This is a genomic window from Microcoleus sp. D2_18a_B4 (assembly GCF_036702475.1).
Lineage (GTDB): Bacteria > Cyanobacteriota > Cyanobacteriia > Cyanobacteriales > Microcoleaceae > Microcoleus.
The window spans coordinates 1-4,180 of the sequence record NZ_JAUBTL010000124.1; the positions used below are offsets into that span (position 1 = coordinate 1).

General features: G+C 46.0%; 1 protein-coding gene and 1 pseudogene. Both read right to left on the minus strand.

Annotated features, from left to right (window positions below; genetic code table 11):
• A partial coding sequence (locus QUB04_RS32145) for a S8 family serine peptidase (RefSeq protein WP_445301108.1) occupies window positions 1-3,808 on the minus strand: 3,808 nt, incomplete at its 3' end.
• Window positions 3,809-4,033: 225 nt separating this feature from the next.
• Window positions 4,034-4,180, minus strand: a pseudogene (locus QUB04_RS32150) (SLOG cluster 4 domain-containing protein); the annotation flags it as partial.

Consider the following 4,180-nt stretch of genomic DNA (forward strand, 5'->3'; position numbering starts at 1 on the left):
CGTTAATCGCAGCGGTGCCTTCTAAACGGAGGTTTTCAACTTGTGCAGGTAAGGTGTAGGTGATAGTTGAGCGCACCTCGTCGATTCCCTCACCTGCAAGTTCAGTGACGGCATCTCCTGCATTATCCACAACGTAAATATCGTTACCCAATCCGCCTGTAAGTTGGTCGGCTCCGGGTCCTCCGTTTAAACGATCATTATCCTCGTTACCATAAAGCATGTCGTCTCCAGCAGCCCCGTTGAGGGTGTCGTTGCCGGCCAATCCATTGAGGAAATTAGAACCGACGCTGCCGCTGATGATGTTGGCTAAAGTATTTCCGGTACCGTTAATCGCAATGAGCTCTGTTAAAGTGAGGTTTTCAACTTCAGCAGGTAAGGTGTAGGGGACGCCAGATTGCACCAAGTCGGTTCCTTGAGCTGGAAGTTCACTGACGACATCTCCGGGATGATCCACAACGTAAATATCGTTACCCAATCCGCCTGTAAGTTGGTCGAGTCCAAGTCCTCCGTCTAAACTATCATTATCCTCGTTACCATTAAGGGTGTCGTTTCCAGCAGCTCCGTTGAGGGTGTCGTTGCCGGCCAATCCATTGATGGTTTCTGGATTGGCAGTTCCGATTAAGTTATCAGCGCCAGCAGAGCCATTTGTATCGGCGGCTGCAATATCGGGTGCAATATTAAGTTGAACCGAACCTGTAGCACTGCTAAAACCATCAACAGCTATTTGATAGGTTGTCCCGGCTGTCGCATTCAAGCTAAGCAGGCTAGTGTTATTCCCTCCACCATCATCATTGGAGCCAATCAGACTGAGGTTATTAACCGCATCACCACTGAAAACCGACAAGTAAGTATCGAAATTACTGTTGTTGGTGTCAATAGTAAAAGTCCCGCTACGGGGTGCTGTCCAAGACCACCATGCCGAGTTAGTTGTCCCACTTTGGGACGGTTCGCTTATTTCTCCTGTTGCTCCTACATTTGAGCCTGTACCGTTGGCTGTTACACCTGTCAAAGAAATTCGGTTGGCAAAATTGTCATTGGGTGGAGGGGGAACGACAATATTAAGTTGAATCTGACCGGTATTACTGCTAAAACCATCAACAGCTATTTGATAGGTTGTCCCGGCTGTCGCATTCAGGCTAAGCAGGCTAGTCAAATTCCCTCCCCCATCATCATTGGAGCCAATCAGAGTTAGGTTATTAACCGCAGAACCCGTGAAAACCGACAAGTAAGTATCGAAATTACTGCTTCTGGTGTCAATATTAAAAGTCCCGCTACTCGGTGCTGTCCAAGACCACCAAACTGAGTTAGTGGTTGCACTTTGGCTAGGTTCACCGAATTCTCCAGTGGCTCCAATATTTGAGCCGGTTGTACTCACAGGTACGCCACTTAGCACAATCCGGTTGGCAAACTTATCATTCAAAACACTTGGGCCTGTAGTGGTGAAATTCCAAGTGCTATTTCCGGTAATACCAGCATAATTGTTGCCAGCTAAATCTTTAATTGCATCGTTGGCAATTTCCACGTAGTATTCTGTGTTTTGCCCTAAATCTGCTGTTGGGTTAATCGTGAGTTGACTGTCACTGACAGTGATATTAGCCGCAGTTGCTGGGATGGTTTCTACCACAGAATTATCAGAAACTTTCTTAATGATAAGATTGCCTGCACCTTTTTGAATGGCTTCGCTGAAGTTGAGGACTAAGTTCGCACCAACGGCAACCCCTGTAGCATTATCAACGGGGTTGAAACTGCTGGCTGTGGGTGCGATGGTATCGCCAGTTGGAGCGATATTAAGTTGAATCTGACCGGTATTACTGCTAAAACCATCAACAGCTATTTGATAGGTTGTCCCGGCTGTCGCATTCAGGCTAAGCAGGCTAGTCAAATTCCCTCCCCCATCATCATTGGAGCCAATCAGACTGAGGTTATTAACCGCAGAACCCGTAAAAACCGACAAGTAAGTATCGAAATTACTGCTTCTGGTGTCAATAGTAAAAGTCCCGCTACTCGGTGCTGTCCAAGACCACCACGCCGAGTTAGTTGTCCCACTTTGGGACGGTTCGCTTATTTCTCCTGTTGCTCCTACATTGGAGCCTGTACCGTTGGCTGTTGCACCTGTCAAAGCAATTCGGTTGGCAAAATTGTCATTGGGTGGAGGGGGAACGACAATATTAAGTTGAATCTGACCGGTATTACTGCTAAAACCATCAACAGCTATTTGATAGGTTGTCCCGGCTGTCGCATTCAGGCTAAGCAGGCTAGTCAAATTCCCTCCCCCATCATCATTGGAGCCAATCAGAGTTAGGTTATTAACCGCAGAACCCGTGAAAACCGACAAGTAAGTATCGAAATTACTGCTTCTGGTGTCAATATTAAAAGTCCCGCTACTCGGTGCTGTCCAAGACCACCAAACTGAGTTAGTTGTCCCACTTTGGCTAGGTTCACCTACTTCTCCAGTGGCTCCAATATTTGAGCCGGTTGTACTCACAGGTACGCCACTTAGCACAATCCGGTTCGTAAAGTTATCATTGGCGCTCGATCCTGGTGGGGTAGAGCCCCCCAAAGCATTGTTAATGTTCAACCGACCCCCTGAAACCGTCTTACCACTAAGAGCAGAAATAGCATCAGTTGTTTCCAGCAGCCTGTTTTTAACTTGCTGTGCTGTCCAAGTCGGATTTTGAGACCACAGCAACGCCGCCGCGCCGGTGACATGGGGAGCTGCCATGGATGTCCCAGACAACAGGCCATAATTTCCTCCGGGTGTGGTGCTATAAATCTCAGAACCGGGCGCTCCTAAATCAACACTGGTGGGTCCAAAGTTGGAGAAATATGAGAGTCCATCGGTGCTGGTGGTTGAGGCAACAGAGATAATATTAGATGGATTGTAGCTGGCAGGATAAGCAGGTATTATGTCATTGTTCTGTCCGTAGTCATTACTTGCCGCAGCAATAAATAAAGCCCCCTGTTGTCCGGCGGTATTGATGGCATCGGATAGGGCTTGACTGTAGTCTCCCCCACTCCAAGAGTTATTAGTAAGTTTGACGCCCTTCGCCGTAGCATAATTAATTGCCAAAATCGCATCAGATGTGTTGCCATAACCACTATCATCTAAAAACTTAAGTGGCATAATCTTGGCATTCCAGGCAACCCCTGTCACTCCAACGCTGTTATTGCCTTTTCCGGCAATGGTTCCCGAAACATGGGTGCCATGTCCGTCCACATCCATCGGGTCATTGTCGTTATAGGCAAAGTCCCAGCCGCGAACATCATCAATATATCCGTTATTGTCGTTATCGATGCCATCTCCGGCGATTTCCCCTGGATTTGTCCAGATATTGCCCACTAAGTCGGGATGGTTGTAATCCACTCCTGTATCAATAACGCCAATAACTGTGTTTGGGTTTCCCTTTTGAATATCCCACGCTTCGGAGGCATCGATGTCTGCATCGGCTGTTCCCCCAGTTTGACCTGTGTTGTTGAGTCCCCATAATTGGGAATAGCCAGGATCATTGGGAGTTGTGGTTTGGGGTGTAATTGTTGCTAATTTTTCTTGAGTAGGACTCGTTGTTTGGACATCATCAAGGGTGATAATATAATCCGGCTCTATGTATTCAACGCGGGGATCATTTTTATAAGCGGATATTGTTTCTTCAACCTTTCCTGAAGGAATCTGCCAAATGTCAATCCCAACTTGTGAGGCTTTGGTGACTTTTGTGACTCCGATTACTGCCTGCAAGTTGGTAATTGCACTTGAAGACGCGATAGGCTTCAGTTTGACTATTACACGATCTGATCTAAAATTTGTAGCCATGAGAGGTTAAGCCTTCTATTGATAAAAAGATTGTGGGGATAGAAAATGGCACAAATGCCATTTTCTATCGGTTGCCGCTATAAAAAAATTCTATTTCTTAGAATATCATGTAATAAACAAAAATAATATCAATTTTAATAAACTAGCACATAAGTAATATCTCGGAAAAGTCTAATTCGATTTTATTAATTACTAAGTATTTTTACATATAATAATCATGAAAAAGGGAGAAGAGCCGACTGTTAAACCGTTAGCTGATTTTGCTCCCTTGTTGGCGGCATCCATGACGCCGACCTTTCTACCGCCAGTTAGCAATATCCATCCTGCTTCGGCGATGAGTTGTCCGAGTTGATAGGCGTTTTCTAAGTCGCT